This window comes from Bacillus sp. AFS001701 (assembly GCF_002559405.1).
In the GTDB taxonomy this organism is placed as follows: Bacteria; Bacillota; Bacilli; order Bacillales; family Bacillaceae_G; genus Gottfriedia.
Window position 1 is genome coordinate 1 of the sequence record NZ_NTZO01000472.1, and the last position, 452, is coordinate 452.

Genomic DNA, 452 nt, shown 5'->3' on the forward strand with positions numbered 1-452 from the left:
GCAAAACTGCTGATATTGGTATGTCTTCTATTTCGATCAATGCAGATCGTGAGAAAACATATGATTTTACAACTCCTTATTTTCTTTCGATTAATAAAATTCTAGTTCCAGAAGGTAGTAGTATTAAATCAGCCGCAGATTTAAAAGGTAAAGTTGTAGCAGTGCAAAATGGTACTACTGGACAAGAAGCTGTTGAAAAAATGTTTGGTAAAAACAATAAAAATCTTAAAAAATTCGAAAATAACAATTTAGCAATTTTAGAGCTGCTTAGTGGAGGAGCTGATGCAGTAGTTGCGGATAATGGTGTTCTAGAAGCATATGCAAAAAATAATCCAGATAAAAAGCTAGTTGTTATTGATGATAAAAATAGCTTTGAACCTGAATACTACGGTCTACTACTTCAAGATGGAAGTAAATTAAAAGGTAAACTTGATAAAGCAATTAAAGAAGTA

General features: G+C 31.4%; 1 protein-coding gene. It reads left to right on the forward strand.

Features of this window, described 5'->3' with window-relative positions; translation table 11 throughout:
• The coding region (locus CN514_RS21265) for a transporter substrate-binding domain-containing protein (protein ID WP_141529461.1) at window positions 1-452 on the forward strand (452 nt) is incomplete at both ends.